Source organism: Pinisolibacter aquiterrae, assembly GCF_019160155.1.
Taxonomy (GTDB): domain Bacteria; phylum Pseudomonadota; class Alphaproteobacteria; order Rhizobiales; family Ancalomicrobiaceae; genus Pinisolibacter; species Pinisolibacter aquiterrae.
The window spans coordinates 54,054-79,906 of record NZ_JAFNIH010000025.1; the positions used below are offsets into that span (position 1 = coordinate 54,054).

Consider the following 25,853-nt stretch of genomic DNA (forward strand, 5'->3'; position numbering starts at 1 on the left):
GTCGCCGACCCGCGCCGTCGCCGACGCGAGATCCCATGGCGAAATCCCATGACTGCCGCGCAAGCAACCGACGAGAGATCGCGAGAAGCGATCGTCTCGGCCCGTGGCGCGACTCGAACCGTGTACAAATCACGAACTCAAGCTACGCGTTCCCAGGATGTTCCGCAAGAGCCGGCGTGAACGAAACGCGTCCCCGCGCTTGCGCTCAGTCGAGGCGCACCACCGTGACGGGATCGTCGATCCGGGCGGGGGGCGCGTGCGGCGGCCGAACGATCAACACGCGCGCGGCGGAAAAGCGGCTCAGCAGCGAGGAATCCTGACTGTCGACCGGCATTGCCACGAGGTGGCCGTCGGCGGCATTGGTGAGCGTGCCGCGCAGATAGTCCTGGCGCAGGTCGTTGGCCGGCAGCGGCGCGCCGAGGCGGACGGTGGCGGCGACGGGACGCGGGTCGGCGAGGCCGGAGAGCGCGCGGACGAGCGGCGCCACATAGAGGATGCCGCAGACGAGCGAGGCGGCCGGGTTGCCCGGCAGGCCGAGTACGCGGATGTCGTCTTTCCGGCCGAACATCAGCGGTTTGCCCGGACGCATCGCGAGCTTCCAGAAGGTGAAGGCGACGCCCTCGGCCTCGAGCGCGCGATGGACGAAGTCGTGATCGCCGACCGAGGCGCCGGCGAGCGTCACCAGCGCGTCGATCCCGCTCGCAAAGCCCGCGCGGATCGCCGCGCGGGTGGCGTCGAGGTCGTCGGGGGCGATGCCGAGATCGATCGGCTCGCCGCCGGCCTGTTCGATCAGGGCGGCGACGGCGACGCCGTTGGAGGCGACGATCTGATCGGGCCCCGGCGTCGCGCCCGGCGGCACCAGCTCGTCGCCGGTGGCGAGGAAGGCGATGCGCGGACGACGGCGGACGGCGACCTCCGCGTGGTTCATCGAGGCGACGAGGCCGAGATTGGTGTAGCCGAGCCGGGTGCCGGCGGTCAGGCCGATGTCGCCCTCGCTGAAGTCGGCGCCGGCGGCGCGCACGTGTCGGCCGACGACGGCGGCTTCCTCGAGGGTGAGCGCGTCGCCGTCGCGGGCTGCGTGTTCCTGCATGACGACCGTGTCGGCGCCCTCCGGCAGCGGCGCCCCGGTGAAGATGCGGATCGCCTCGCCCGGACCGAGCGCCGCGCCGTAGCCGCGGCCGGCGGCCGCCTCGCCGACGATGCGCAGGCGCGCGCCGGGGCTCTCGGCGTCGCGCGCGGCGAGCGCCCAGCCGTCCATGGCGGCGGCGGCGAAGGGCGGCTGGGTGCGGCGCGCGCGAATGTCCTCGGCGAGCACCCGGCCGTTGGCGCGGGCGAGCGGCACCCGTTCGATCGCGACGGGAACGACCCCGTCGAGCACGCTCGCGAGCGCGGTTTCAACCGGGGTCAGGGCCATGATCTCACTCCGCCTTCCAGGTGCCGGACTTGCCGCCGGACTTCTCGAGGAGCCGCACCCCGCCGATCACCATGCCGCGATCGACCGCCTTGGCCATGTCGTAGATGGTGAGGCACGCGACCGAGGCCGCCGTCAACGCCTCCATCTCGACGCCGGTCTGGCCGGAGACGCGGGCGAGCGCGGTGACGCGCAGGCCGGGCAGCGCCTCGTCGGCGACGATGTCGACCGTGACCTTGGTGAGGAGCAGGGGATGGCAGAGCGGGATCAGCTCGTGCGTCTTCTTGGCCGCCATGATGCCGGCGATGCGCGCGGTGGCGAGCACGTCGCCCTTCTTCGCCTGACCGGAGAGGATCAGCGCCAGCGTCTCCGGCAACATGGTGACGAAGCCCTCCGCGATCGCGGTTCGGGTCGTCACGGCCTTGTCGCCGACGTCCACCATGTGGGCGGCGCCGGTCGCGTCGATGTGGGTGAGGCGGGGCGCTTCGCTCATGTCAGTCTCGGGTCAGAAGGGTACGCGTGGCGGCGGTGACGTCGGCCTGACGCATCAGGCTTTCGCCGACCAGGAAGGTCGAAATGCCGACCGCCTCGAGACGGGCGCAGTCGGCCGAGGTGAAGACCCCACTCTCGCCGACCAGGAGACGGTCGGCCGGGATCATCGGGGCGAGCCGCTCGGAGGTCGCGAGCGTGACCTCGAAGGTCTTCAGATTGCGATTGTTGATGCCGATCATCGGCGAGGCGAGACGCAGCGCCCGCTCGCACTCCACCTCGTCGTGGATCTCGACGAGCACGTCCATGCCGAGCGCGAAGGCCGCCTCCTCGAGCGCCTTCGCCTCGTCGTCGGTGAGCGAGGCCATGATGATCAGGATGCAGTCGGCGCCCCAGGCGCGGGCTTCCAGCACCTGATAGGGCTCGAACAGGAAGTCCTTGCGGATGCACGGCAGCGCCACGGCGGCGCGCGCGGCGGTGAGGAACTCCGGCGCGCCCTGGAACGAGGGACCGTCGGTCAGCACCGAGAGACAGGCCGCGCCGCCGGCCTCGTAGGCGCGCGCCAGCGCCGGCGGATCGAAGTCGGCGCGGATCAGACCCTTCGACGGGCTCGCCTTCTTGATCTCGGCGATGAGGCCGCGCTGCCCGTCCGCCTTCTTCGCCCGGAGGGCGGCGAGAAAGCCGCGCGGGCGGTCGACCTCGGCGATGCGGGCGCGCAGATCCGCCTCGGAGGTGACCCGCTTGGCGGCCTCGATCTCGGCGCGCTTGTAGATCTCGATGGTCTTCAGGATGTCGGCCATCGGATCCTCAGGCGTTGGAGACGAGGATGAGCGCGTCGAGGCGGGCGCGGGCGGAGCCGTCGTCGATCGCCCGGGCCGCGCGCTCGACGCCTTCGAGCAGCGTCGACGCCTTGTCGGCGACCACCAGCGCGGCGCCCGCGTTCATCAGCACGATGTCCCGATAGGCGCCGGGCGTGCCGCCGAGCATGGTCCTGAGAGCGGCGGCGTTGTGGGCGGCATCGCCGCCCTTGAGCGCCTCGCCGGGATGCCGGGTGAGGCCGACGCTCTCCGGCGTCACCACGAAGGTGGCGATGCGGCCGTCCTTCAGCTCGGCGACATGGGTCTCCCCGGTCACGGTGATCTCGTCGAGCCCGTCGGACCCGTTGACCACCCAGGCCGCCTCGGCGCCGAGGGCCGCCAGCGAATGGACGATCGGCTCGACCCAGGCGCGGGCGAAGACGCCGGTCATCTGGCGCTTGACCCCGGCCGGATTGGAGAGGGGGCCGAGCAGATTGAAGGCGGTGCGGGTGCCGAGTTCGACGCGGGCCGGGCCGACGTGCTTCATCGCGGCGTGATGGGCGGGCGCGAACATGAAGCCGACCCCGGTCTCGCGGATGCATTCGGCGATCTTGTCGGGGCCGACGTCGATCTTGACGCCGAGCGCCATCAGCACGTCGGCGGCGCCGGACTTCGATGACAGCGCGCGATTGCCGTGCTTGGCGACGGGAACGCCGCAGGCGGCGGTGACGAAGGCGGAGGCGGTCGAGACGTTCCACGAGCCAGAGCCGTCGCCGCCGGTGCCGACGATGTCGACCGCGTCGGCGGGGGCGGCGACCCGCAGCATCTTCTCGCGCATCACCTCGACGGCGCCGGTGATCTCGTCGACGGTCTCGCCGCGCACGCGCAGCGCCATCAGGAAGCCGCCGATCTGGGCCGGGGTGGCGGATCCCGACATCATCACGTCGAAGGCGGTGCGCGCCTCGGCGCGGGTCAGGCTCGCGCCGGTGGCGACCTTGGCGATGAGGGCCTTCAAATCGGTCATGAATAGTCTCCGGGGACGTCAGGCGGCGCGGCGGTCGCGGCGGCGGTCGTTGAAACCGCGGGCGATCTCGAGGAAATTGCGCACCAGTTTGGCGCCGTTCTCCGAGGCGATCGATTCGGGATGGAACTGCACGCCGTGGACGGGATCCACCGCATGCATCATCCCCATGATCAGACCGTCGTCGGAGGAGGCGACGGGAACGAGGCAGGACGGCAGGCTCGACCGCTCGACGATCAGCGAGTGATAGCGCGCGCCGGTGAAGTCGGCGTTGAGACCGCGGAAGACGCCGCGTCCGTCGTGGCGGATCACGCTGGTCTTGCCGTGCATCAGATGCGGCGCGCGGATCACCTTGCCGCCATAGGCCTGGCCGATCGCCTGATGACCGAGGCAGACGCCGAAGATCGGCATGCGCGGGCCGAGCCGCTGGATCGTCTCCAGGCAGATCCCGGCCTCGGTCGGCGTGCACGGGCCGGGCGACAGGATGATGCCTTCGGGATCGAGCGCGGCGATCTCGTCGACCGTGATCTTGTCGTTGCGCACGACCTTCAACTCCGGACCCTGTTCGCCGATGAGGTGCACGAGGTTCCAAGTGAAGCTGTCGTAGTTGTCGACGACGAGAAACATGGGCCGAGCCTTCTTGCGCATGGAGCGTCAGAGATAGCGGGGGAGGGCGGCTTTGTCACCTGCGAGCTCCGCCTCGCGCCCGCGACGCCGGCGCGACTGCCCATACCGAGAACCCCGGAATGGTCGGATTGCGGACGTCGTTTCGCCGCCGAAGTGATATTTTGCGCCATGGACGGTCCCGATCGGAGGTCCGCCATGCGTTTCCTCGTCCATCACAGAACTCGCTATCGCTATTCGGCGCCGGTGCGCCTCGGCCCCCATCTGCTGCGGTTCAATCCGCGCGGCGACGGCATCACCGTGCTCTCGCGCAGCCTCATCGTCGCCCCCGAGCCGGTCGGGTGGCGCGAGGTGGTCGATCGCTTCGGCAATCCCGTCACCGAACTCGAGTTCGAGGGCACGAGCACGCAGCTCTGTATCGACAGCACGTTCGATCTGGAGACCGCCGCCCCGCCCCCCCTCGACGGTTTCGCGACACCCGATCTGCCGTGGAACGCGCTCGACGCGGACCTGACGGTCTATCTCGACGCCGAGAGCGCGATCGACCCGACGGTGAAGTCCTTCGCCCGCGATCTCGCCGAGGCGAGCGGCTGGTCGGCGCGGGGCTTCCTCACACGGCTGAACCGCACCCTCCACGACCGCACCCGCCATCACATCCGCCACGGCGGATTCGCCCAGGCGCCGGCGGTGACGCTGGCGACCGGGGCGGGGGCCTGTCGCGACACGGCGATGCTCTTCATCGCGGCGGCGCGCGCGCTCGGCATTCCCGCCCGTTTCGTCAGCGGCTATCAGGCCCGCGCCGAGACCGCCGACGGCGGCCGCCATCTCCACGCCTGGCCGGAGGTGCATCTGCCCGGCCTCGGCTGGCGCGGCTACGATCCGACCCACGGGCTCGAGGTCGAGGACGGCCACGTCGCGCTCTGCGCGGCGCCCGATCAGGTCGGAACGATGCCCCTCGAGGGCGGCTTCTGGGGCGACGGCGTGACGTCGACGCTCGACTACGTGGTGCGCATCGAAGCGGAGGAGTGAGGCCAGAGCCGGCGCGCCGACCCGCTCTCACTGCCCGCGTTTCGCGCCGCTGGCGAAGCGCACGGCTTCCTCGGCCGCGCGGAACAAGGCCTTGGCCTTGTTGACGCATTCGGCCTGTTCGGAGGCGGGCACCGAATCCGCGACGATGCCGGCGCCGGCCTGGACGTACATCTTGCCGTCCTTGACGATGGCGGTTCTGAGCGCGATGCAGGTGTCCATAGCCCCGTCGGCGGAGAAATAGCCGACGCAACCGGCGTAGAGACCGCGCTTCTCCTTCTCCAACTCGTCGATGATCTCCATCGCGCGCACCTTGGGTGCGCCCGAGACCGTGCCGGCCGGGAAGCCGGCGGCGAGCGCGTCGAGGGCGTCGTGGCTCGGATCGAGCCGCCCCACCACGTTGGAGACGATGTGCATCACCTGGGAATAGTATTCCAGGAAGAACTTGTCGGTGACCTTGACCGTGCCGATCGAGGCGACGCGGCCGACGTCGTTGCGGCCGAGGTCGAGCAGCATCAGGTGTTCCGACAGTTCCTTGGGATCGGCGAGGAGATCGGACGCGTTGGCCTTGTCCTCGGCCGGGGTCTTGCCCCGGGGGCGGGTGCCGGCGATCGGGCGGATCGTCACCTCGCCGTCGCGCACGCGCACCAGGATCTCCGGGCTCGAACCGGCGACGCAGAAGTCGCCGAAATCGAGGAAATAGAGGAACGGCGCCGGATTGACCCGCCGCAGCGCCCGATAGAGCGCGAAGGGCGGCAGGGTGAAGGGCGCCTCGAAGCGCTGCGACAGCACCACCTGGAAGATGTCGCCGGCCTTGATGTACTCCTTCGAGCGCTCGACCATGGCGCCGTATTCCTCGGCCGTGGTGTTGGAGACCATCGGCACGTCGAGGCCGACGTCGCCGATCTCATAGGCGCTCTTGTCGACCGGCCGATCGAGGGCGTCGATCACCGAGGTGATGCGCTCGACCGCCCGCGCATGCGCCTGCGCCGCCGAGACACCGGGCTCGGGATGGACCCGGGTGACCACCCAGATTTCGTCCTTGACGCCGTCGAACACCAGCTCGGTGCGCGGACGCACCAGAATGGCGTCGGGAAGGTTGAGGACGTCCGGGTTCGGCTCGCCGATCTCTTCCATCTGGCGGACCATGTCGTAACCGAGATAGCCGAACATGCCGGCCGACATCGGCGGCAACCCCTCGGGCATCGGAAATTCGTTGGCGTGGACCAGGGTCCGCAGCGCATCGAGCGCGCGCCCCTCGACCGGCTCGAAGGCGGCGCGGTCGGTGGCGAAGCGGCGGTTGATCTCGCCCCTTTCACCGAAGGCGCGGAAGACGAGGTCGGGATCGAAGGCGATCATCGACCAGCGGCCGCGCACCGCTCCCCCCTCGACCGATTCCAGCAGGATGCAATGGTCGCGTCCCCCGGCGATCTTCACATAGGCCGAGACCGGCGTCTCGAGATCGCCGACCAGCGTGGTCCACACCACGGTCGGCGAGCCGGCGTCGTAGAGGGTCGAGAAGTCCTCGAGCGAGGGTTCGATGCGCATGGGATCGTCCTCAGTCGCGGGCGTGGCCGGTGACGCGGTCGATCACGGCACGGTTGCCGGTGACCCCGATGTCCTTCTGCTCGAGCGTCAGCCACGTCTCGAGCAGCGAGTTCCGGATCGAGCCGCCGAGCTGATCGGCGCTCGCCTTGGCGTCGTCGGTCTCGGCGAAGAAGACCGCCGGCGTGACGCTCTCCACCTGGAGCAGCACCGTGTCGCCGGTCTCGCTCGGCACCGAGGCGAAATGCCCCTCCGGGCCGGAGAAGGCGGCGACGACGGCGGCGGCCGAGAGACCCTCGACCTTGTCCTCGCGCTTGAAGGCGGCTGAGGTCTTGACCTCGAGCCCGGCCGACTTCGCGACCTCGTCGAAGGCCTCGCCCTTGCCGAGACGCTCGGTCAGGCCCTTGGCGGTCGCGGCGAGGCGGCGGGCGGTCTCCTCCGCCTTCCAGGCGGCGAGCACGCGGTCGTGCACCTCGGCGAGCGTCTGATCGCGGGCCGGATCGATCGAGGTCACGGCGTACCACATGAAGCCGTGGCCACCGAGATCGATCGGGTCGTTCTCGACGCCGATGTCGCTCTCGAAGGCGCCCTTGATCATCTCGTCGTATTTGGCGATGCCGGTCGGCTTCGGGCCGTCGAGCGGCTTACCGGCCTGATCGACGCGGACGAAGTCGATGGTCTTCAGCGACAGGCGGGTGGCGACCTCGGTCAGCTTGGCGCCGCCCGCGAGGGCGTCCTCGACCTGATCGTGACGCGACAGGAGATCCCCCTCGGCGCGCTTGGCGGCGATCTCCTTCTTCAGCGCCGGCGCGACCTCGGCGAAGGTCTCGACCGACCCCGGCGCGACCTCGGCGAGCTTCAGAACGACGGAGCCGAGCCGGCCCTTCACGACCGGCGACACCTCGCCGACGGCGGGGATCGCGAAGGCCGCCTTGGCGACCTCGGGGTCGAGGAAGTCCTTCTCCGCCATCAGGCCGAGATCGATGTCCTCGGTCTTGAGGCCGCGCGCCGTGGCGATCGCCTCGAAGCTCTGGCCGGCCTTCACGTCGTCGAGCACGGCGGCGCCGGCCGCCTCGTCCGGCACGGCAATCTGGAGCACGCGGCGCTTCTCCGGCGTGGTGTAGGTCGCCTTCAGCCGGTCGTACTCGGCCTTGGCGTCGTCGTCGGTCACGTCCTCGGCGCGCGCGATCGCGGCGGGATCGAGGATCAACGCGGTGATGGTGCGGCGCTCGGGCGCGCGGAAGGCGCGGGCGCGCTCCTTGAAGAAGGTGTCGAGATCCGCCTCGGAGGGCGCGGCGATGTCGCCGAGGCTCGCCGCCGACAGGGTGACGTATTTCACCGTGCGGCTCTCGTTGCGGTACTGGTCGACCGCCTCGACCAGGGCCGTCGGCGCGGCCTGACCGCCGACCAGCGCGTCCATCAACTGGGCGCGCAGCACATCGGCGCGGCGGCGGACCACGTACATGTCCTCGCTCCAGCCGTTGGACCGCAGGAGATCGACGAAGCGATTGCGGTCGAAGGCGCCGTTCGCCCCCTTGAAGTTCGGATCCTTGAGGATCTCCGCGCGAATGGTGTCGTCGGAGATGCCGAGCCCGAGCAGATGGGCCGCCTCGGCGATGGTCGCGTCGGTGACCACCTTCGACAGGATCTGATTCGACACGCCCGTCTTCAGCGCCTCCTCCTTGTTGAAGGGGCGGCCGATGCGACGCGACAGCTGCTGCAGTTCGCGCTGATAGGTCTGGTCGAGTTCGATCACCCCGATCTCGTGCGATCCGACCTTGTAGGCGGTGTTCGATCCGAACCCGCGGAACACGTCGGCGATGCCCCACACGCCGAAGGAGACGATGAGAAGGCCGAGCAGAAGCTTGGAGATCCAGGTGGAGGCGCCGCGGCGCAGAACGTCGAGCATGGGGGGAGGGGTCCCGTGGGAGCGTGATCGATCTGCCGGGACGACCCCCGGCGCGGGCGGCGCGGATCATAGGAACGGACCTCGGCCGAGGCAAGGCGCGTTCGCGTGAGATCGAAAGTGCTCCGCGCACGGCGCCTCCGCCGCCGCCGAGCGCCCGACGAGGCGATTGCCGTGGCGTACGGTCGGTCCACAATGACGGCGGCGCGAGAGGGAGCGATTCGTGCCGGGAGGACCACCATGACGCCGATCGACCTCACCGCGCCGAGGGTTCGCCTCGACGCCGTCGACATTCGCCGTGTCCCGATGCTCGGCATCGCCGTCGGCATCGCGGTCGCCGCGACCACCCTTTCGATCATCGAGCGCGACGGCGCCACCCCCTGGCTGACGGGCGTGATGGTCGGGGTGATGTGGATCGCGGTCGGTCTCGCCGTGGTCTCGGTGATGCCCTTCGCCAACGCGCTGGTGCTGCGCGAGGACGGATTCCGCGTCCGCGTCATGGGGGTGCTGGGCGGGTTCGTGCCCTGGTCGAAGGTCGCCTCGGTCGAGGCCGGCGAGGGCTGGGCCGGGGCGACGGTGGCGGTGCATCTGGTCGAGGGCGCCGACATCGGCCTGATCCCCGGCCTGCCCCGCGACCCGACGCTCGGCATCCACACCTTCACCGACAGCTACGGCCTCGCCCCGGAGGAACTGGCCCAGGCGATGGAGCGGCGGCGGCGGGCGGCGGCGCATCCGTAGTGTCCCGTCGGACGAAGAGACGCCGTCGCGGCCGTTGCGAGGCGCTCCCGCGATCTGCTACCGATCGCCACCGAGAGGGCCCGTGGGCCCGGTCGCGACATCGTCCCGAGATCAGAGGAGAACGCCATGAAGCCGCTCGTCGCCGGAAACTGGAAGATGAACGGGCTCAGAGCCTCCGTCGCCGAATTCGAGGCGATGATCGCCGGCTACGGCGCCGATCTCGCCGCGAAGGTCGATCTCATGATCTGCCCGCCGGCGACCCTGGTCTCGGCGCTGGCGAGCGTCGGCGGACCGATCCCGGTCGGCGGCCAGGACTGCCACGCCAAGGTCTCCGGCGCCCATACCGGCGACATCGCGGCGGAAATGCTGAAGGATGCCGGCGCGAGCGCCGTCATCGTCGGCCATTCCGAGCGGCGCACCGACCACGGCGAGACCGACGCGATCGTCAAGGCCAAGGCCGAGGCGGCGGTCCGCGCCGGGCTGGTGGCGATCGTCTGCGTCGGCGAGACCGAAGCCGAGCGCAAGGGCGGCAAGACCCTCGACGTCGTCGGCACCCAGGTGCTCGGCTCGCTGCCGGCGGGTCTGAACGGCTCCACGCTGGTCGTCGCCTACGAGCCGGTCTGGGCGATCGGCACCGGCCTCGTCCCGACGCTCGAGGACGTGGCGGAAGTCCACGGCTTCATCCGCGAGAAGCTGGTCGGGCTCTACGGGGCCGACGGCGCCGGCGTGCGCATCCTCTACGGCGGCTCCGTCAAGCCGTCGAACGCCGAGGAACTCCTGTCGGTCGCGGACGTGAACGGCGCGCTGGTCGGCGGCGCCTCGCTCAAGGCGGCCGACTTCCTGGCGATCGCCTCGGCCTATCTCTGATCTCTCGCGACGTCGGCGCGAATCGGAAACGGCGGCTCCGCGAGGAGCCGCCGTTTCGCGTTTCAGGGGATGAGGTCCGGGAGGAGACGTCGGGACGGGCGCGCGATCAGGCGCCGCGCTTGCCGTCGAGCGTCCAGGCGCCGCCGCCGGCGAAGACGAAGTAGAGGAAGACGAAGCAGAACTGGATCGCGCTGTCGCCGCCGTTCAGGATCGGGAAGAAGCTCTTCGGCGCATGCGCCATGAAATAGGCGACCGCCATGAAGCCGGAGAGGACGAAGGCGGTCGGCCTCACGAAGAGACCGACGATCAACAGAAGCGACCCGACGACCTCCAGCACGCCGGCGAGACCGTAGATCGAGAAGACCGGCATCCCGTCGAACATGGCGACGTGCGGGATGGCGAAGAACTTGGCGGTGCCGTGGGCGAGGAACACCAGCGCGGTGGCGATGCGCAGCACGGCGAGCGCCTTGGGGGCATGCGGGGTGAGGGTCGAGGCGAGAGACATCGGGGGAACTCCGGGTTTCGAGCGAGGGGGAGCGGCGGCGCCGCAACTCGTGAGCCCCACTGTGCCTGTCGCGAACGGTTCGCACGAGACCGCCGTGCGACGACGCAATGTCGCCGTAGCGTGAACAATCCCGGCCCGATCTTCGCCGTCGTTCCCTGTCCGAGGGACGCGCGCCATCGCCGCGACCGCTCTCGGTCACTGGCGTCCGCCGTCACGATCGTGTAAGACGCATCGCGAAAGCGGCGCGGGGGAGCAACTCCGGCGCCGTTCGGTTCGTTTCTCAATCTGGTCGGGATCGATGGAAACCGTCATCATCGTTGTACATCTGATGCTGGTGCTGGCGCTGGTCGGCGTCGTGCTCCTGCAGAAGTCGGAAGGCGGCGCCCTCGGCATGGGTGGCGGCGGCGGCGGCCTCATGGGCTCGCGCGGCACCGCCAACGTACTGACCCGCACCACGGCGATTCTCGGCGCCGCGTTCTTCGCGACTTCGCTGATCCTGGCCATCCTCGCGGGCCGTCAGGGCGATCGTCCGTCGTCGATCCTCGATGGTCCGGCCCCGGCCGGCACCGCCGCTCCCGCGGCCCCGACGGCGCCCGCCGCTCCGGCCGGCACCGGCGGCGGCATCCTCGACCAGCTGCAGCAGATGCAGAAGGGCTCGCAGACGGCGCCCGCGGCTCCGGCCGCGCCCGCCGCTCCGGCTCCGGCGGCGCCGGCCGCGCCCAAGCCCGCGGGCCAGTGATCTCGCGCCTTCGGGCCTCGAGAGATTTCCCGGGACCGGGTGGCGGCTGACGCTCTCCGGTCCCGCATTCGTTGGAGGGGTCGTTCGACCTTTCCGTGGACACCGTCACCGCTCGCCGTTTCGCTCTTTCGAATCGGCCGGCGACCGAGATATGGTCGAATCCCATGGCGCGGTACGTTTTCATCACCGGCGGCGTGGTGTCTTCGCTCGGCAAGGGGCTTGCGTCTGCGGCCCTCGGAGCGCTTCTTCAGGCACGCGGCTACAAGGTTCGGCTCCGCAAGCTGGACCCCTATCTCAACGTCGATCCGGGGACGATGTCTCCGTATCAGCACGGCGAATGTTTCGTGACCGACGACGGCGCCGAGACCGACCTCGATCTCGGCCACTACGAGCGCTTCACCGGCCGTCCCGCCAACAAGCAGGACAACATCACGACCGGCAAGATCTACCAGGACATCATCACCAAGGAGCGCCGCGGCGACTACCTCGGTGGCACCGTCCAGGTGATCCCGCACGTCACCGACGCGATCAAGGAATTCGTCTCCTCCGGCAACGAAGGCTACGACTTCGTCCTGACCGAGGTCGGCGGCACCGTCGGCGACATCGAGGGCCTGCCGTTCTTCGAGGCGATCCGCCAGCTCGGCAACGACCTGCCGCGCAACCACGCGGTCTACGTCCACCTGACGCTGATGCCCTACATCCCCTCGGCGGGCGAATTGAAGACCAAGCCGACGCAGCACTCGGTCAAGGAGTTGCGCTCGATCGGCATCGCCCCGGACATCCTCCTGGTGCGCGCCGACCGGCCGATCCCGGAGAACGAGCGGCGCAAGCTCTCGCTCTTCTGCAACGTGCGCCCGAGCGCGGTGATCCAGGCCCTCGACGTCAAGTCGATCTACGACGTGCCGATCGCCTATCACGCCGAGGGTCTCGACAACGAGGTCCTCGCCGCCTTCGGCATCGACGTGGCGCCGGAACCGAACGTCTCGATGTGGCGCGAGATCTCCGACCGGATCCACAATCCGGAGGGCGAGGTCACCATCGCCATCGTCGGCAAGTACACCGAGCTCAAGGACGCCTACAAGTCGCTGATCGAGGCTCTGACCCACGGCGGCATCGCCAACCGGGTCAAGGTCAATCTCGACTGGGTCGACGCCGAGATCTTCGAGAAGGAGGATCCCGCGCCCTATCTCGAGCACGTCCAGGGTATTCTCGTTCCCGGCGGCTTCGGCAAGCGCGGCACCGAGGGCAAGATCCGCGCGGCCTCCTGGGCGCGCCGCGCCAAGGTGCCCTATTTCGGCATCTGCTTCGGCATGCAGATGGCGGTGATCGAGGCGGCGCGCAATCTCGCCGGCATCGAGGGCGCCAATTCCACCGAATTCGGCCCCTGCCAGGCGCCGGTGGTCGGCCTCCTGACCGAATGGGTCAAGGGCAACGAGCTGCACACCCGCGCCGAGGGCGGCGACCTCGGCGGCACCATGCGCCTCGGCGCCTACGAGGCGCGGCTCGAGCCGGGCTCGAAGATCGCCGGGATCTACGGCAAGACCGAGATCTCCGAGCGTCACCGCCACCGCTACGAGGTCAACGTCGCCTATCGCGACGCGCTCGAGGCGGCCGGCCTGCACTTCGCCGGCATGTCGCCCAACGGCGAACTGCCGGAGACGGTGGAGATCGCCGATCATCCCTGGTTCATCGGCGTGCAGTATCACCCCGAGCTGAAGAGCCGGCCGTTCGAGCCGCATCCCCTGTTCACGTCGTTCATCGCCGCCGCCAAGGTGCAGAGCCGGCTGGTGTGACCCGCGAGGAGACCCTGATGGACTGGACGCCGCTCACCGACAGTCTCGCGGGCCTCGCGCCGTTCCTGATCTACGTCGGCCTGTCGCTCGGGCTGATCGCGATCTACGCGGCGATCTACATGCTGGCGACGGCGCACGACGAACTGGGCCAGATCAAGCGCAACAACCCGGCGGCGGCGATCGCCTTCGCCGGGTCGTTGATCGGCTACACGCTGCCGCTGGCGGTGGCGGCGCAGCATTCGGCGACGCTGCTGGTCTTCCTGGTGTGGGGCGTGGTGGCGATCGTCGTTCAGGTGGTGATCTACTGGTTCTTCCGCCTGCTGATGCTGCGCGACGTCTCCGCCCGGATCGATCGCGGCGAGGTGGCGGCCGGCATTCTGCTGGGCGCGGCCTCGCTCGCCGGCGGCATCGTCGACGCCGCCGCGATGGCGGTGTGACCGGCGACCGGGGCGCACCGCCGCCGTCCCTCGCGGAGACGGCCGGGCGTGACGACGGGGAGTTTTCGATGACCGAGACAGTGCATTCCGTAAGGTCGCTTCCGTCGGGGCGCGGCCTCGATCACGTCGTGGCGGCGGTCGGCGATCTCGACGCGGCGGCGGCGACCTGGGAGCGGCTCGGCTTTCTCGTCACGCCGCGCGCACGCCACCCCTGGGGCACCGAGAACCGCCTGGTCCAGCTCGACGGATCCTTCATCGAGCTTCTCGCCATCGGCGAGGGCGCCGACATCGAGGCCCCGCGCGCCGGTGCCTTCTCCTTCGGCGCCTTCAACCGCGACTTCCTCGCCGCCCATGGCGACGGCCTGTCGATGCTGGCGCTCGAGAGCCGGGACACCGCCGTCGATCGGGCGATCTTCGCCAAGGCCGGCCTCGCGACCTGGGCGCCCTTCGGCTTCGAGCGCATGGCGATCTCCCCGGAGGGCGAGGAGCGTCGCGTCGGCTTCGATCTCGCCTTCACCGGCTTCACCGGCGAAGGGGATCACGGCAGCCTCGATCTCGGGCTCTTCACCTGCCGCCAGCGCTTTCCCGAGGCCTTCTGGCGAACCGAATACCAGCGCCACCCCAACACGGCGAAGCGCCTCGACGCGGTCGTGCTCGTGGCGCCCGATCCCTCGGATTTTCACGAGGGCCTCTCCGCCTTCGCCGGCGTGCGCGATTTCCACGCGACCGGCGCCGGGCTGGTGATCCCGACCCCGCGCGGATCGATCGAGGTGACGACCCCGACGGCCTTCCGCTGGCGCTATGGCGCCGACGCGCTGCCGGTGACGCCGGAACGGCTGACCTTCGCGGGGCTCCGCTTCGGGGTCTCCGACCTCGGCGAGACCGCGAGCCAGCTGATCGCCGGAGGATTCAGCGTCGCCGATCGGGCCGATGCCTTCGTGGTCACCGGCATCCACGGCGCGACGATCGCCTTCGAGAAGACGGCGTGAGGCCGCACCAACGCACGAGAGGAAGACCCATGTCGCCCAACCGGGAAGTCGTCGTCGGATCGGTCCGCTTCGCCAATCACCTGCCGTTTTCGCTCATCGCCGGCCCCTGCCAGATGGAGAGCCGGGCGCATGCTCTGGAGACGGCGGCGGCGCTGAAGGAGATGACCGAGAAGCTTGGCATCGGCCTCGTCTTCAAGACCTCGTTCGACAAGGCGAACCGCACCTCGGCGAGCGCCGCGCGTGGGGTCGGGCTCGCCGGCGCCTTGCCGGTCTTCGCCGAGATCCGCGAGAGCCTGGGCCTGCCGGTCCTGACCGACGTCCACGACGCCGGCCAATGCGCGCCGGTCGCCGAAGTGGTCGACATCCTGCAGATCCCGGCCTTCCTCTGCCGCCAGACCGACCTCCTCCTGGCGGCGGCGGCGACGGGGCGCGTGATCAACGTCAAGAAGGGCCAGTTCCTCGCCCCCTGGGACATGAAGAACGTGGTCGCCAAGCTGACCGGCGCGGGCAATGCGAATGTGCTCCTCACCGAGCGCGGCGCCTCCTTCGGCTACAACACGCTCGTCTCGGACATGCGCTCGCTGCCGATCATGGCGGAGACCGGCGCGCCGGTGATCTTCGACGCGACCCATTCGGTGCAGCAGCCGGGCGGGCAGGGGACGTCCTCGGGTGGCGAACGGCGCTTCGTCGCGGTCTTGGCGCGGGCGGCGGTGGCGGTCGGCGTCGCCGGCCTCTTCATCGAGACCCACGAGGATCCCGACCGCGCCCCCTCCGACGGACCCAACATGGTGCCCTTGGCCGAGATGCCGGCGCTGCTCGCCCGCCTCCAGGCCTTCGATCGGGTCGCCAAGGCCGACTGATCGGCGAGAGGCTCAGCCGGCGTCGAGCAACCGCTCGAGGAGATCGAGCGCGGTCTCGGCGGCGGCGAGCCGGATCGCGTCGCGGCCGAGGTCGCCGAAGCGGGCCTCGTGCGCGAGGCTCGGACCGGCACGGCGGACGGCCGCGAAATGGACGAGCCCGACCGGCTTCGCCGCGCTGCCGCCGCCCGGGCCGGCGATCCCGGTGATCGAGACCGCGAGATCGGCGCGCGAATGGGCGATCGCCCCCTCCGCCATCGCCAGCGCCACTTCAGCCGAGACCGCCCCGACCCGCGCGAGCAGATCGCGCGGCACCCCGAGCATCTCGGTCTTGGCCTCGTTGGTGTAGGTGACGAAGCCGCGATCGACCACGGCCGAGGAGCCGGGAATGCTGGTGAGCAGCGCGGCGACGAGGCCGCCGGTGCAGGATTCGGCGGTGGCGATCATCAGGCCGGCGGCGGTCGCCCGTTCGACGACGCGGCGCGCCCGGTCGAGCCGTGGGGTGAGATCGAGCATGATCGTCTCCTCGAATCTGGGAGGGATCGGTGACGCGCCGAGGCGCTCACCCGCGAAGGGGCAGCCGGATCGTCGCCGTGGCGAGGACGGCGATCCCCTCGTTGCGCCCGACGAAACCCAGCTTCTCGTTGGTGGTCGCCTTCACCGCGATCCGGTCGAGTGCGCAGTCGCAGATCTCGGCGAGACGGACCCGCATGTGCTCGCGATGGGGACCGATCTTCGGCGCCTCGGCGACGATGGTGACGTCGGCGTGGGCGAGCATGCCGCCACGCGCCGCGAGCCGCGCCAGCGCGTCCTTCAGGAAGACGACGCTGTCGCACCCGCGCCACTGCGGATCCGACGGCGGGAAATGGGCGCCGATGTCGCCGTCGCCGAGCGCGCCGAGGATCGCGTCGGTCAGCGCGTGCAGCGCCACGTCGGCATCCGAATGGCCGTCGAGACGGGCGACGTGAGGGATCTCGACCCCGCACAGCGTGACGTGATCGCCGGGAACGAGTGCGTGGACGTCGTAGCCGGAGCCGACGCGGACGTCGGCGAGGCGGGCGAAGCGATCGAGGGTCATACGGGCCTCGGCGATCTCGAAATCGGCGTTGGTGGTCAGTTTGACGTTGGCCGGGTCGCCGGCGACGACGCGGACGTCGAGCCCGGCCCATTCCGCGACCGCCGCGTCGTCGGTGAAGTCGTCGCGCCCGGCGGCGGCGGCGCGGGCGTGGGCCTCCGCGAGGGCGGCGAAGCGGAACCCCTGCGGCGTCTGCGCGGCATGGACGCGCTCGCGCGGGATCGTCTCGACGATGCGCGCCTCGGCATCGACACGCTTCAGCGTGTCGACGATCGCGACCGCCGCGAGCGTCCCGTCCGCCGCGTCGAGCCCGGCGAGCGTGCGATCGATCACCTCGGCCGTGACGAAGGGCCGCGCGGCATCGTGGACCAGCACCCGATCGGGCGCATGCGCCGCCAGCGCCGCGAGCCCGGCCCGCACCGACGACTGCCGCGTGGCGCCGCCGGGAACGGGCGCGAGGAGGCGCTGATCGGCGCCGAAGACGGCGACGGCCTCGCCATAGGGCGACGCGTGGTCGGGATGGATCGCCACCACGACCGCGTCGACCGCCGGATGATCGAGAAAGGCCGCGATCGTATGGGCGAGGACGGGTCGATCGACGAGGCGGCGATATTGCTTGGGGGCCTCGCCGTCGCGGGCGGCGCGGCTGCCGCTGCCGGCGGCGACGATGACGACGGCTGTGCGCATGGACCACCTGGACGAGGACACGGGGAACGGGCGACGGTCCGAGGACGCGACCGAGACGATTGCCATGGCGCCCTCGTTACCATCGACATGCCTGCAAATACACCATATCCAGAGCCGCCGACGTCGATCCCCGGGAGAAATTTCAACGAGGTTCTTGCTCTCGGCCGATTTTCTGCCATCTATGTGACCAATGAACGAGTTTGCCCAACGAATGAGCATGAGCGAGAACCGGACGACGGGCGGTGTGTTCGCGCGTGAGGCGCGCGTCTCCTGGCCGGGAGCCGGCCCGTCGGGCCGGCGAGGTCTGCGGTCGCCGGTGTTTCTGGCGCCGATGTCCGGCATCACCGATCTGCCGTTCCGGCGGATCGCGGCGCGATTCGGCTGCGACGTCGTGGTGACCGAGATGGTGGCCTCCGATGAACTCACCACCGGCGGCGTCGACGCGACCGTGCGCGTCGCCGGCGAGGGTCTCGGCCTCCATGTCGTGCAGCTGGCGGGTCGCCAGCCCGGACCGACCGCGCGGGCGGCGCTGATGGCGGTCGAGGCCGGCGCCGACGTGATCGATCTCAACATGGGGTGCCCGGCCAAGCGCGTCTGTCAGGGCTGGTCGGGCTCGGCGCTGATGCGCGATCTCGATCTCGCGGTCGACATCATCCGCGCGGTGCGCGCCGCCGTTCCCGCCTCGATCCCGGTGACGCTGAAGATGCGGCTCGGCTGGTCGCGCGAGACCATGAACGCGCCGGAACTCGCCCGCCGCGCCGTCGCCGAGGGCGTCGAGCTGGTGACGGTTCACGGCCGCACCCGCGATCAGTTCTACGAGGGCACCGCCGATTGGGCGGCGGTCCGGGCCGTGCGCGAGGCGGTCGACGTGCCGCTGGTCGTCAACGGCGACATCGACGGCGAGGCCTCGGCGCGCGCGGCGCTGACGGCCTCCGGCGCCGATGCGGTGATGATCGGCCGCGCCGCCTGCGGGCGCCCGTGGCTCCCCGGCGCGGTCGGGCGGGCGCTGCGCGGCGAGGCGCCGATCGAGCCGCCGCGAGGGCGCGCCTTGCGCAATCTCGTCGTCGAGCATCACGAGGCGATGATCGCCCATCACGGCGTGAGCGTCGGCCTCAAGGCGGCGCGCAAGCACCTCGCCTGGTATCTCGACGCGGCCGTCGCCGACGCCGGGCTCACGGTGAGCGAAGCAGCGCGCAAGGCGCTGCTGACGGCGACCGATCCCGGCGCCGTGATCGATCTCGTCGATCGGATCTTCACCGACGACATGGAAAGGCGGGCCGCATGACCTCCACGTCTCCCCGTCCCTCGGCCGCGAGCGAGCCGACGCCGAACGCGGTCCTGAATGCGCTGCCGCATCCGGTGATCGGCGTCGACGCCAACGGACGAATCGTCTCGGCCAACGACGCGGCCGAGCATTTCTTCCAGGCGAGCGCGCCGTTCATGCGGCGCCACATGATCTCCTATTTCATTCCCTTCGGCTCGCCGGTGCTGGAGCTGATCGATCAGGTGCGCGAGCGTCAGGCGCCGGTCAGCGAATACCGGGTCGACATCGAGAGCCCGCGCCTGCCCGGCGACAAGGTGGTCGACATCTATGCCGCGCCCATGTCCGATCGCCCCGACTGCGTCGTGGTGATGCTGCAGGAGCGCTCGATGGCCGACAAGATCGACCGTCAGCTGACCCATCGCGGCGCGGCGCGCACCGTGACCGGCCTCGCCGCCATGCTCGCCCACGAGATCAAGAACCCGCTCTCCGGCATTCGCGGCGCGGCGCAGCTCCTCGAGCAGTCGGCGAGCGACGAGGACCGGACCCTGACGCGCCTGATCACCGACGAGGCGGACCGGATCGTCAAGCTGGTCGACCGGATGGAGGTCTTCTCCGACGAGCGCCCGGTCGAGCGTTCGGCGGTGAACATCCACACGGTGCTCGATCACGTGAAGCGGCTGGCCCAGACCGGCTTCGCCCGCGACATCCGCGTCGTCGAGGAATACGACCCGTCGCTGCCGCCGGTCTTCGCCAACCGCGATCAGTTGGTGCAGGTGTTCCTGAACCTGATCAAGAACGCGGCCGAGGCGATCGGCGACGCCCCCGACGGCGAGATCGTCCTGACCACGGCCTATCGGCCGGGCGTGCGCCTGTCGGTGCCGGGGTCCAAGGACAAGGTGACCCTGCCGCTCGAATTCTGCGTCAAGGACAACGGGCCGGGCGTGCCGTCCGACCTGATGGAACATCTCTTCGATCCCTTCGTGACCACCAAGACCAACGGGTCGGGCCTGGGTCTGGCGCTCGTCGCCAAGATCGTGCGCGATCACGGTGGCGTGGTCGAATGCGACAGCCAGCCGCGTCGAACCATCTTTCGCATCCTGATGCCCGCCTACACGCGAGCGCAGAGCGACAAGATGAGCTTCGGCTCCTGACCCAACCGGCGAGGACCTTCGCACATGCCAGCGGGCAACATTCTGGTCGCCGACGACGATGCCGCCATCCGTACCGTGCTCAATCAGGCGCTGTCGCGCGCCGGATACGAGGTACGCCTGACCTCCAATGCCGCCACCCTGTGGCGCTGGATCGCGCAAGGGGAGGGCGATCTCGTCATCACCGACGTGATCATGCCGGACGAGAACGCCTTCGACCTCCTGCCACGCATCAAGAAGATGCGGCCGGACCTGCCGGTCGTGGTGATGAGCGCCCAGAACACCTTCATGACGGCGATCCGCGCCTCCGAGAAGGGCGCCTACGAATATCTGCCCAAGCCCTTCGACCTGAAGGAGCTGATCGCCATCGTCGGCCGCGCGCTGTCGGAGCCGAAGAACCGCCGCATCCCCGATCGCGGCGACATGGACGGCGAGGCGATCCCGCTGGTCGGCCGTTCGCCGGCGATGCAGGACATCTACCGCGTCCTCGCCCGTCTGATGCAGACCGACCTCACGGTGATGATCACCGGCGAGAGCGGCACCGGCAAGGAACTGGTGGCGCGCGCGCTCCACGACTACGGCAAGCGCCGCTCCGGCCCCTTCGTCGCCATCAACATGGCGGCGATTCCGCGCGACCTGATCGAATCGGAGCTGTTCGGCCACGAGAAGGGCGCCTTCACCGGCGCCGCCGCCCGCGCCTCCGGCCGCTTCGAGCAGGCCGAGGGCGGCACCCTCTTCCTCGACGAGATCGGCGACATGCCGATGGACGCCCAGACCCGTCTGCTGCGCGTCCTCCAGCAGGGCGAATACACGACCGTCGGAGGACGCACTCCGATCAAGTCGGACGTGCGCATCGTCGCCGCGACCAACAAGGACCTGCGCATCCTGATCAATCAGGGCCTGTTCCGCGAGGATCTCTATTTCCGCCTCAACGTGGTGCCGATCCGCCTGCCGCCCTTGCGCGAGCGTTCCGAGGACATCGGCGATCTCGTGCGCCACTTCTTCGCCATGGCCGAGAAGGAGGGCCTGCCGGCCAAGCAGGTCGAGGCCGCCGCGCTCGATCGCCTGCGCCGCTATCGCTGGCCCGGCAACGTCCGTGAGCTCGAGAACCTGATCCGCCGCCTCGCCGCGCTCTACCCGCAGGACGTCATCACCGCCTCGGTGATCGACACCGAGCTCGCCCAGCCGACGCTCGCCTCCGCGCCGGAGGAAAAGCCCGGCGAGGAGGGGATCGCGGCGGCGGTCGAACGCCACCTGACGACCTATTTCGCCTCCTTCGGCGACAATCTCCCCCCGCCCGGCCTCTATCACCGGATCCTGCGCGAGGTCGAATATCCCCTGATTTCGGCGGCGCTCGCGGCCACGCGCGGCAACCAGATCAAGGCGGCCGAGCTGCTCGGCGTCAACCGCAACACGTTGCGCAAGAAGATCCGCGACCTCGACGTCCAGGTGATCCGCTCGTCGCGGTGACCGGACGCGCGTCCACGGCGCGAACGGAGAGGGGAGAGGTCCGATGGATGCGTCCACCTTCGTCGCCGCCGTCGCCGCCGGCATCGTCTATGTGGTGACGCCCGGCCCGGCGACGCTCGCCGTCCTCGGCATCACCGCCACCCATGGACGTGCGCGCGGTCTCGCCTTCTTCCTCGGCCACGGCGTCGGCGACGCCATCTGGTCGGCGCTGGCGCTGGCGGCGCTGATGGGGGCGAGCCGGCTCGGGCCCGAACTCTTCCGCCTGCTCGGTCTCGCCTGCGGCCTCTATCTGATCGTGCTCGGCCTGCGTGCGATCGTGTCACGGCCGGGGGCGGCGGCGACGACCGTCGGCGGCGATCGCCCGATCCGCACCGGCGTCGTCTTCGGCCTGACCAATCCGAAGGCCTATCCCTTCTCGCTCGCCATGTACGGCGCGCTCTCGGTCGGGGTCGGCCCGTCGCTCGAGCTCGCCGGCGCCGTCGGGCTCTTCCTTGCGACCGGCCTCGGCATGGCGTTGGGCGCGGCGATCACCGTCGCCTGGAGCGGATTGCCTGCGGTCGGCCGGCTGTTCCTGCGCTTTCGCGGGGTCGTGACGCGCGGCGTCGGCGTGCTCTTCGTCGCCTTCGGCCTGCGCACCGTATGGGAAGCGGCGCTGCCGAACCGCCCGGCCTGAGCGCGTGACCTGTTGTCGTCTGGCAACAGTGCCGTAATTCGGCAACAATCCGGTCCGATGAAGGAACGCGTCGACTCGGCGACCCCAACGGTCGGGTCGAGGGGCCTGGGGGGCATTCTTGGACCAGCAGACGATCCTGACCATTCCGAAGGCGACGTCCGTGCCGATCGGCGACCGGACCCGGCGGATGCGTCGCTTCGGCATGGTCCTGACCGTGGTCGCGCTGATCACGGTCATGGTGACCTTCGCGATCCTGACCGGCATGACCCGGGTCGTGCCCACGACCTCGACCGTCACCATCCTCGTCAGCGTCAACGGCGTGCTGATGGCGACGCTGCTCGGGCTGATCGGCTTCGAGATGCTCGGCCTGTGGCGAGCCTGGATCGCCGGCCGCGCGGCGGCGCGCCTGCACCTGCGGGTGATCGGCGCCTTCTCGCTGGTGGCGGCGGCACCCGCCCTGATCATCGCGGTTCTCGCCTCCGTGACCCTCGATCGCGGCCTCGACCGCTGGTTCGAGGATCGCACCCGCCTCATCGTCGACAGCGCGGCGATGGTGGGCGACGCCTATCTCGCCGAACATTCCCGCGCCATCCGCGCCGACGCGATGGCGATGGCCGCCGACGTCTCCAAGGTCAAGGAACTCTACGAGTCCGAGCCGGATCGCTTCGACGGCCTGATGCTCGCGCAGGCGCGCCTGCGCGGTCTTCCCGCCGCCTTCATTCTCCAGAAGGACGGCACGGTGATGACCCGCACGGTGATCGTGCCGGATTGGTCGGAGATCCGCATGCCGCCGCCGGAGGCCTATCCGGCCGCCGAGGCGGGCGAGCCGGTGGTGCTGACCCCGGGCCAGACCAATCAGGTCGGGGTGATCATCAAGCTCGAGGGCTGGGACGACCTCTATCTCTACGTGACGCGGCCGCTCGACCCGCAGGTGCTGGGGCCGCTCCGCCAGTCCAAGGAGGCGGCCTCCGACTATCGCCAGCTCGATCAGAGCCGCTTCGGCGCGCAATTGGCGTTCGGACTGATCTTCGTCGGCGTGTCGCTGATCTTCCTGATCGCCGCGATCTGGATCGGCATCGGCTTCGCCAATCGCCTCGTGGCACCGATCCGCCGGCTGATCCTCGCCGCCGACTACGTCTCCAAGGGCCATCTGGCGGTGCAGGTGCCGGTCCGGCGCAAGGAGGGCGACATGGCCCACCTCGCCGAGACCTTCAACACCATGACCAACGAACTGCGCGGTCAGCGCGCCGAGCTGATCGCCGCCAAGGACCAGATCGACCGCCGCCGCCGCTTCACCGAGACGGTTCTGTCGGGCGTGACGGCGGGCGTCCTCGGCGTCGACGCGGAAGGGCGGATCACCCTCGTCAACCGCTCGGCCGAGCATCTGCTGGCGGCCGGCGAGAGCGAGATGATGGGCCGCCGCGTCGTCGAGGTGATCCCCGAGGTGACCGGCGTTCTCGACGCGGCGCTCCAGGATCCCGCCACCCTGATGCACCAGGATCAGATCTCGCTGCTGCGCTCGGGGCGCGAGCAGACGGTCAACGTCCGCATCACCTCCGAACTGTCGGACGCCACCGGACGCGGCTTCGTCGTCACCCTCGACGACATCACCGATCTCGTCTCCGCCCAGCGCTCCTCCGCCTGGGCCGACGTGGCGCGCCGCATCGCCCACGAGATCAAGAACCCGCTGACCCCGATCCAATTGTCGGCCGAGCGCCTGCGTCGGCGCTACGGCAAGAGGGTCGAGGACGACCGCGAGGTCTTCGACCGATGTGTCGACACCATCATCCGTCAGGTCGGCGACATCGAGCGGATGGTCAACGAGTTCTCCTCCTTCGCGCGCATGCCGAAGCCGCAGCTGGTGCGCGCCGATCTCGTCGAGGCGCTGCGCGAGGCGGTGTTCCTGCGCTCGGTGGCGGCGCCCGAGATCGATTTCTCGACCCATCTGCCCGACGGGCCGATCTGGGGCCAGTACGATCACCGCCTGTTGCTCCAGGCCTTCTCCAATCTGGTCAAGAACGCCTGCGAGGCGATCGAGGCAGTGCCGCCGGAACAGGCCGCGCGCGGCGCGGTCGAGGCCTCGATCCGGCGCGAGGGCGACATGGTCGTGGTCGAGGTGATCGACAACGGCATCGGCCTGCCGTCCGAAAACCGCCACCGTCTGCTCGAACCCTATGTCACCACCCGTGAGAAGGGCACCGGCCTCGGCCTCGCCATCGTCCGTAAGATCCTCGAGGATCACGGCGGACGGATCGAGCTGGTCGATGCCCCGAGCGTCGCCGAGGGTGGACGCGGGGCGATGGTGCGCCTGACGCTGCCGGCGGAAGACGGCCCCGGACGGGCGCCCGAGACCGCCACGAAGACTTCTCCTGCAACCGAAAACGAAGTGACCGATCATGGCGTCTGACATTCTCATCGTCGACGACGAGCGCGACATTCGCGAACTGATCGCGGGAATTCTCGAGGACGAGGGACACGCGGCGCGGCTCGCGTCGAATTCCGACGAGTGCCTCGCGGCCATCGAGAAGCGACGGCCGAGCCTCGTCTTCCTCGACATCTGGATGCAGCAGAGCCGGCTCGACGGTCTCGCCCTGCTCGACGTGATCAAGCGTCAGCATCCCGATCTGCCGGTGGTCATCATCTCCGGCCACGGCAACGTCGAGACCGCCGTCTCGGCGATCAAGCGCGGGGCCTACGACTATATCGAAAAGCCCTTCAAGGCCGATCGGCTGATCCTGATCGCCGAGCGCGCGTTGGAGACCTCCAAGCTCAGGCGAGAGGTGAAGGAACTGCGAGAACGATCTGTCGATACTCAGGAAATGCTGGGTTCTTCGTCGACGATCAACCAGCTGCGCCAGCAGATCGAGCGGATCGCGCCGACCAACAGCCGCGTGCTGATCACCGGCGCCTCCGGGTCGGGCAAGGAACTGGCGGCCCGCCTGATCCATCAGACCTCCACGCGGTCCTCCGGCCCCTTCGTGGTGCTCAACGCGGCCGCGATCACGCCGGAACGCATGGAGGTCGAGCTGTTCGGCACCGAGCAGGACGGCGGCTCCAACCGCAAGATCGGCGCGCTCGAGGAGGCCCACGGCGGCACGCTCTATCTCGACGAGGTCGCCGACATGCCGCGCGAGACCCAGGGCAAGATCCTGCGCGTCCTCGTCGAGCAGAGCTTCACCCGCGTCGGCGGTTCGGTGAAGGTGCAGGTCGACGTGCGGGTGGTGTCGTCGACGGCGCGCGACCTCCAGCGCGAGATCTCCGACGGCCGCTTCCGCGAGGATCTGTTCCATCGCCTCGCCGTGGTGCCGATTCGCGTCCCCTCGCTCGCCGAGCGGCGCGACGACATCCCCCATCTCGTCCAATATTTCATGGAGCAGATCTCCCGCACCGCCGGTCTGCCGATGCGTCGCATCGGCGAGGACGCGATGGCCGTGCTCCAGGCCCACGACTGGCCCGGCAACATCCGCCAGCTCCGGAACAACGTCGAGCGCCTGATGATCCTGACCCGCGGCGACGAGGACGCGGTGATCACCGCCGACCTGCTGCCCTCGGAAATCGGTGCCATGCTTCCCGCGCTGCCCACCTCCACGGGCGGCGAGCATCTCATGAGCTTGCCCTTGCGCGACGCACGCGAGATCTTCGAACGAGAATATCTGATGGCGCAGATCAACCGCTTCGGCGGCAACATCAGCCGCACCGCCGAATTCGTCGGCATGGAGCGGTCGGCGCTGCATCGCAAGCTGAAGTCGCTCGGGGTGGGCTGAGACCCGCCCGGGCGCGAAGGAGTGTTCC

At 69.7% G+C, this 25,853-nt stretch carries 24 protein-coding genes; 14 read left to right on the forward strand and 10 right to left on the reverse strand.

From position 1 onward, the window contains the following. Positions 1 to 205: 205 nt before the first annotated feature. Genes J3S89_RS09730 through J3S89_RS09750 form a run of 5 tightly spaced genes read right to left on the reverse strand, consistent with a single transcriptional unit; the run spans position 206 to position 4,345 of the window. The gene (locus J3S89_RS09730) at positions 206 to 1,414 is read right to left on the reverse strand and encodes a molybdopterin molybdotransferase MoeA (RefSeq protein WP_217927308.1); all 1,209 of its coding nucleotides are present in this window, start codon (positions 1,412 to 1,414) and stop codon (positions 206 to 208) included. 4 nt (positions 1,415 to 1,418) lie between these two features. Continuing rightward, positions 1,419 to 1,904, reverse strand: a complete 486-nt coding sequence (gene moaC, locus J3S89_RS09735; RefSeq protein WP_217927309.1) for a cyclic pyranopterin monophosphate synthase MoaC — start codon at positions 1,902 to 1,904, stop codon at positions 1,419 to 1,421. A gap of 1 nt (position 1,905) precedes the next feature. Beyond that, positions 1,906 to 2,700: an indole-3-glycerol phosphate synthase TrpC gene (trpC, locus tag J3S89_RS09740; RefSeq protein WP_217927310.1), complete on the reverse strand. Its 795-nt coding sequence runs from the start codon at positions 2,698 to 2,700 to the stop codon at positions 1,906 to 1,908. A gap of 7 nt (positions 2,701 to 2,707) precedes the next feature. Then, positions 2,708 to 3,721, reverse strand: a complete 1,014-nt coding sequence (gene trpD / locus J3S89_RS09745) for an anthranilate phosphoribosyltransferase (RefSeq protein ID WP_217927311.1) — start codon at positions 3,719 to 3,721, stop codon at positions 2,708 to 2,710. An 18-nt stretch (positions 3,722 to 3,739) separates the two neighbouring features. After that, the gene (locus J3S89_RS09750) at positions 3,740 to 4,345 is read right to left on the reverse strand and encodes an anthranilate synthase component II (RefSeq protein WP_217927312.1); all 606 of its coding nucleotides are present in this window, start codon (positions 4,343 to 4,345) and stop codon (positions 3,740 to 3,742) included. 195 nt (positions 4,346 to 4,540) lie between these two features. Between J3S89_RS09750 and J3S89_RS09755 the strand changes: the two genes are divergently transcribed. Then, positions 4,541 to 5,371 (forward strand): transglutaminase family protein, encoded by an 831-nt coding sequence (locus J3S89_RS09755; protein WP_217927314.1) that lies wholly within the window; start codon positions 4,541 to 4,543, stop codon positions 5,369 to 5,371. A 27-nt stretch (positions 5,372 to 5,398) separates the two neighbouring features. On the opposite strand, the gene trpE is transcribed toward J3S89_RS09755, so the two are convergent. Both trpE and J3S89_RS09765 read right to left on the reverse strand, forming a co-directional pair. Further along, positions 5,399 to 6,916, reverse strand: coding sequence for an anthranilate synthase component I (trpE, locus tag J3S89_RS09760; protein ID WP_217927315.1), 1,518 nt, complete (start codon positions 6,914 to 6,916; stop codon positions 5,399 to 5,401). A 10-nt stretch (positions 6,917 to 6,926) separates the two neighbouring features. Further along, positions 6,927 to 8,822, reverse strand: a complete 1,896-nt coding sequence (locus tag J3S89_RS09765; protein WP_217927316.1) for a SurA N-terminal domain-containing protein — start codon at positions 8,820 to 8,822, stop codon at positions 6,927 to 6,929. Between the two features lie 237 nt (positions 8,823 to 9,059). Here J3S89_RS09765 and J3S89_RS09770 point away from each other — a divergent pair, with 237 nt between their 5' ends. Together J3S89_RS09770 and tpiA are read left to right on the forward strand one after the other, a co-directional pair. Next, positions 9,060 to 9,557, forward strand: coding sequence for a hypothetical protein (locus J3S89_RS09770; RefSeq protein ID WP_217927317.1), 498 nt, complete (start codon positions 9,060 to 9,062; stop codon positions 9,555 to 9,557). Positions 9,558 to 9,683: 126 nt separating this feature from the next. Beyond that, positions 9,684 to 10,424 (forward strand): triose-phosphate isomerase, encoded by a 741-nt coding sequence (gene tpiA, locus J3S89_RS09775; protein ID WP_217927318.1) that lies wholly within the window; start codon positions 9,684 to 9,686, stop codon positions 10,422 to 10,424. A 106-nt stretch (positions 10,425 to 10,530) separates the two neighbouring features. Here the strand turns inward: tpiA and J3S89_RS09780 are convergent, their stop codons facing one another. Next, positions 10,531 to 10,929 (reverse strand): DoxX family protein, encoded by a 399-nt coding sequence (locus J3S89_RS09780; RefSeq protein WP_217927319.1) that lies wholly within the window; start codon positions 10,927 to 10,929, stop codon positions 10,531 to 10,533. A 298-nt stretch (positions 10,930 to 11,227) separates the two neighbouring features. Between J3S89_RS09780 and secG the strand changes: the two genes are divergently transcribed. The 5 genes from secG to kdsA all read left to right on the forward strand — a co-directional run bounded on the left by secG (position 11,228) and on the right by kdsA (position 15,747). Continuing rightward, positions 11,228 to 11,668 carry a preprotein translocase subunit SecG gene (gene secG, locus J3S89_RS09785; protein WP_217927320.1) on the forward strand — a complete coding sequence of 147 codons (441 nt, stop codon included), beginning with the start codon at positions 11,228 to 11,230 and terminating at the stop codon, positions 11,666 to 11,668. Between the two features lie 164 nt (positions 11,669 to 11,832). Then, positions 11,833 to 13,461 carry a CTP synthase gene (locus tag J3S89_RS09790; RefSeq protein WP_217927321.1) on the forward strand — a complete coding sequence of 543 codons (1,629 nt, stop codon included), beginning with the start codon at positions 11,833 to 11,835 and terminating at the stop codon, positions 13,459 to 13,461. Between the two features lie 17 nt (positions 13,462 to 13,478). After that, entirely contained in the window at positions 13,479 to 13,898 is a 420-nt protein-coding gene (locus J3S89_RS09795; protein ID WP_217927322.1) for a DUF350 domain-containing protein, read from the forward strand. Between the two features lie 68 nt (positions 13,899 to 13,966). After that, positions 13,967 to 14,887 (forward strand): VOC family protein, encoded by a 921-nt coding sequence (locus tag J3S89_RS09800; protein ID WP_217927323.1) that lies wholly within the window; start codon positions 13,967 to 13,969, stop codon positions 14,885 to 14,887. A 29-nt stretch (positions 14,888 to 14,916) separates the two neighbouring features. After that, the gene (kdsA, locus tag J3S89_RS09805; protein ID WP_217927324.1) at positions 14,917 to 15,747 is read left to right on the forward strand and encodes a 3-deoxy-8-phosphooctulonate synthase; all 831 of its coding nucleotides are present in this window, start codon (positions 14,917 to 14,919) and stop codon (positions 15,745 to 15,747) included. A gap of 12 nt (positions 15,748 to 15,759) precedes the next feature. On the opposite strand, the gene J3S89_RS09810 is transcribed toward kdsA, so the two are convergent. Together J3S89_RS09810 and J3S89_RS09815 are read right to left on the reverse strand one after the other, a co-directional pair. Next, on the reverse strand, positions 15,760 to 16,260 hold the full coding sequence (locus J3S89_RS09810) for a CinA family protein (RefSeq protein WP_217927325.1): 501 nt from the start codon (positions 16,258 to 16,260) through the stop codon (positions 15,760 to 15,762). A 46-nt stretch (positions 16,261 to 16,306) separates the two neighbouring features. Further along, entirely contained in the window at positions 16,307 to 17,506 is a 1,200-nt protein-coding gene (locus J3S89_RS09815) for a bifunctional 2-C-methyl-D-erythritol 4-phosphate cytidylyltransferase/2-C-methyl-D-erythritol 2,4-cyclodiphosphate synthase (protein ID WP_217927326.1), read from the reverse strand. A 331-nt stretch (positions 17,507 to 17,837) separates the two neighbouring features. On the opposite strand from J3S89_RS09815, the gene J3S89_RS09820 reads away from it, so the two are divergent. The 6 genes from J3S89_RS09820 (at position 17,838) to ntrX (ending at position 25,825) form a co-directional block, all read left to right on the forward strand. Further along, a complete protein-coding gene (locus tag J3S89_RS09820) occupies positions 17,838 to 18,791 on the forward strand; it encodes a tRNA dihydrouridine synthase (protein WP_230488981.1) in 954 nt (317 codons plus the stop codon). Further along, a complete protein-coding gene (locus tag J3S89_RS09825; RefSeq protein WP_217927329.1) occupies positions 18,788 to 19,921 on the forward strand; it encodes a two-component system sensor histidine kinase NtrB in 1,134 nt (377 codons plus the stop codon). The genes J3S89_RS09820 and J3S89_RS09825 overlap by 4 nt, the downstream gene beginning before the upstream one ends. Positions 19,922 to 19,945: 24 nt before the next feature. Next, positions 19,946 to 21,388 (forward strand): nitrogen regulation protein NR(I), encoded by a 1,443-nt coding sequence (gene ntrC, locus J3S89_RS09830; RefSeq protein WP_217927331.1) that lies wholly within the window; start codon positions 19,946 to 19,948, stop codon positions 21,386 to 21,388. 43 nt (positions 21,389 to 21,431) lie between these two features. Beyond that, positions 21,432 to 22,061 carry a LysE family translocator gene (locus J3S89_RS09835; protein ID WP_217927332.1) on the forward strand — a complete coding sequence of 210 codons (630 nt, stop codon included), beginning with the start codon at positions 21,432 to 21,434 and terminating at the stop codon, positions 22,059 to 22,061. Positions 22,062 to 22,179: 118 nt separating this feature from the next. Beyond that, on the forward strand, positions 22,180 to 24,468 hold the full coding sequence (locus J3S89_RS09840; RefSeq protein ID WP_230488965.1) for a sensor histidine kinase NtrY-like: 2,289 nt from the start codon (positions 22,180 to 22,182) through the stop codon (positions 24,466 to 24,468). Next, entirely contained in the window at positions 24,458 to 25,825 is a 1,368-nt protein-coding gene (gene ntrX, locus J3S89_RS09845) for a nitrogen assimilation response regulator NtrX (protein WP_217927333.1), read from the forward strand. The genes J3S89_RS09840 and ntrX overlap by 11 nt, the downstream gene beginning before the upstream one ends. The last annotated feature ends 28 nt before the right edge of the window (positions 25,826 to 25,853 follow it).

Coding starts and splice junctions, on each gene's coding strand:
- J3S89_RS09770 (WP_217927317.1), top strand. CDS start 9,060: ATGACGCCGATCGACCTCACCGCGCCGAGGGTTCGCCTCGACGCCGTC.
- trpC (WP_217927310.1), bottom strand. CDS start 2,700: ATGGCCGACATCCTGAAGACCATCGAGATCTACAAGCGCGCCGAGATC.
- J3S89_RS09835 (WP_217927332.1), top strand. CDS start 21,432: ATGGATGCGTCCACCTTCGTCGCCGCCGTCGCCGCCGGCATCGTCTAT.
- J3S89_RS09810 (WP_217927325.1), bottom strand. CDS start 16,260: ATGCTCGATCTCACCCCACGGCTCGACCGGGCGCGCCGCGTCGTCGAA.
- J3S89_RS09800 (WP_217927323.1), top strand. CDS start 13,967: ATGACCGAGACAGTGCATTCCGTAAGGTCGCTTCCGTCGGGGCGCGGC.
- trpE (WP_217927315.1), bottom strand. CDS start 6,916: ATGCGCATCGAACCCTCGCTCGAGGACTTCTCGACCCTCTACGACGCC.
- moaC (WP_217927309.1), bottom strand. CDS start 1,904: ATGAGCGAAGCGCCCCGCCTCACCCACATCGACGCGACCGGCGCCGCC.
- trpD (WP_217927311.1), bottom strand. CDS start 3,721: ATGACCGATTTGAAGGCCCTCATCGCCAAGGTCGCCACCGGCGCGAGC.
- J3S89_RS09780 (WP_217927319.1), bottom strand. CDS start 10,929: ATGTCTCTCGCCTCGACCCTCACCCCGCATGCCCCCAAGGCGCTCGCC.
- J3S89_RS09820 (WP_230488981.1), top strand. CDS start 17,838: ATGTCCGGCATCACCGATCTGCCGTTCCGGCGGATCGCGGCGCGATTC.
- kdsA (WP_217927324.1), top strand. CDS start 14,917: ATGTCGCCCAACCGGGAAGTCGTCGTCGGATCGGTCCGCTTCGCCAAT.
- J3S89_RS09790 (WP_217927321.1), top strand. CDS start 11,833: ATGGCGCGGTACGTTTTCATCACCGGCGGCGTGGTGTCTTCGCTCGGC.
- J3S89_RS09815 (WP_217927326.1), bottom strand. CDS start 17,506: ATGCGCACAGCCGTCGTCATCGTCGCCGCCGGCAGCGGCAGCCGCGCC.
- J3S89_RS09825 (WP_217927329.1), top strand. CDS start 18,788: ATGACCTCCACGTCTCCCCGTCCCTCGGCCGCGAGCGAGCCGACGCCG.
- J3S89_RS09750 (WP_217927312.1), bottom strand. CDS start 4,345: ATGTTTCTCGTCGTCGACAACTACGACAGCTTCACTTGGAACCTCGTG.
- J3S89_RS09795 (WP_217927322.1), top strand. CDS start 13,479: ATGGACTGGACGCCGCTCACCGACAGTCTCGCGGGCCTCGCGCCGTTC.
- J3S89_RS09755 (WP_217927314.1), top strand. CDS start 4,541: ATGCGTTTCCTCGTCCATCACAGAACTCGCTATCGCTATTCGGCGCCG.
- J3S89_RS09765 (WP_217927316.1), bottom strand. CDS start 8,822: ATGCTCGACGTTCTGCGCCGCGGCGCCTCCACCTGGATCTCCAAGCTT.
- ntrX (WP_217927333.1), top strand. CDS start 24,458: ATGGCGTCTGACATTCTCATCGTCGACGACGAGCGCGACATTCGCGAA.
- ntrC (WP_217927331.1), top strand. CDS start 19,946: ATGCCAGCGGGCAACATTCTGGTCGCCGACGACGATGCCGCCATCCGT.
- tpiA (WP_217927318.1), top strand. CDS start 9,684: ATGAAGCCGCTCGTCGCCGGAAACTGGAAGATGAACGGGCTCAGAGCC.
- J3S89_RS09730 (WP_217927308.1), bottom strand. CDS start 1,414: ATGGCCCTGACCCCGGTTGAAACCGCGCTCGCGAGCGTGCTCGACGGG.
- secG (WP_217927320.1), top strand. CDS start 11,228: ATGGAAACCGTCATCATCGTTGTACATCTGATGCTGGTGCTGGCGCTG.